This is a genomic window from Glutamicibacter sp. BSL13, from assembly GCF_052928425.1.
This window is the reverse complement of sequence record NZ_JAVGCZ010000207.1, coordinates 1-1,441: the sequence shown is the minus strand read 5'-3', so window position 1 is coordinate 1,441 and position 1,441 is coordinate 1. Positions and strand designations below refer to the sequence as shown.

Genomic DNA, 1,441 nt, shown 5'->3' with positions numbered 1-1,441 from the left:
TTGATCAGCGTCATCATCCCGGCCTACAACCAGGAGCCCTACATCAACGACGCCCTGGACTCGCTGGCCGCCCAGCGCCTGGGCCGCCACCGCCTGCAGGTCATCGTGGTCGATGACCACTCCAGCGACCTGACGCCCACCCTGGTGCAGGACTACCGGGACCGCTTCGAGGACCTGCGGCTGATCACCCACCCGGAAAACCGCGGGGTGTCCGCGGCCCGCAACACCGGGTTGGCGGCGGCCACCGGCAGCTACGTCACGTTCCTGGACCCGGATGACTGGTTTTCCCGCGACCACCTGGCCTCCCTGGCCGACGGGCTGGAACGGCTCGAGGTGGACTTTGTGCGCTGCGACCAGGTGCGGGTGCGCGGCACCAGCCGCAGCATCCACCGTGCCCCGCAGGCACTGCACAATGTGGTCCTGGACCCGCGGGAGGACATCCTGCCGGTGGATGCGGCCAGCATGATCGACTACCCGTATGTGTTCACCGGCATGTACCGCCACGACGTGCTGGGCGACACCCAGTGGTTCGACCCGGCGCTGGCCACCTGCGAGGACCGGCCCTGGCTGTGGCGGCTGTACCTGTCCAGCACCAGCTACGCGGTGGTGGGTGAGGCCAGCCAGTTCTACCGGCGCAACCTGCCCGGCTCCCTGACCCAGGTGTTCGACGAACGCCAGCTGCACTTCATCCCGGCCTTCGGCCAGATCGTGCAGCTGGTCAGCCAGGACCGGGAGGCCGACCGCTTCCTGCCCAAGGCGCTGCGCCAGTTCTTCGCGATCGCCTGCCACCACCTGGACCGCATCGGACAGTTCCCCGCCGCGCTGGCCGCCGAGCTGCGCCGCCAGCTGGGGGCCGCCCTGGCGCAGCTGCCGCCCGGGCCGATGGCCCAGGCGCTGGAACAGCTGGACCCGCGCCGGCGCAAGCTGCTGCGCACCGTGTACACCCCGGCCCCGGTGGGGGTGGGAGCATGATCCAGCTGCTTGCCGCCTCCACCAGCTTCCAGGTCATGTGCCTGGCGGCGATGCTTGACACCGGACTGCTGCCCCCGGCCGAGCGCCGCATCCTGGTGCTGGCCAACGGCTCAATGGCCCCGGAGCTGACGGTGCCGCTCGATGAGGTGCCCGGCTTCCCGGCCCTGGCCGAGCGTTTCGATGCGGTCGTGGACTTCGGGGCGCTGATCGCCCCGCGCCGGGTCGGGGCCTTCAACCCGCGCACCGAGGAACTGGTGACCTTCGAGCGCCTGCTGCGCACCGCCTGGGGCCTGGGCCGCGAACCGGTGCACCTGGTGCTCGAGTCGATCCAGGTCAATCCGGCCCAGGCGCTGACCCGGATCTTCCACGACGCACCCATCACCGTGCATTCCGATGGCCTGATGTCCTACGGGCCCACCCGCAGCAGGCTGCCGCTCCCGATCGCCCAGCGGATCGCCGGCACCTGCCA

At 70.4% G+C, this 1,441-nt stretch carries 1 protein-coding gene and 1 pseudogene; both read left to right on the top strand.

Annotated elements, in window-relative coordinates:
* On the top strand, nt 1–972 hold a 972-nt coding region (locus RCJ92_RS15870), incomplete at its 5' end, for a glycosyltransferase family 2 protein (protein ID WP_446755118.1).
* Nucleotides 969–1,441, top strand: a pseudogene (locus tag RCJ92_RS15865) (polysialyltransferase family glycosyltransferase); the annotation flags it as partial. The gene RCJ92_RS15870 and the pseudogene RCJ92_RS15865, both read left to right, overlap by 4 nt.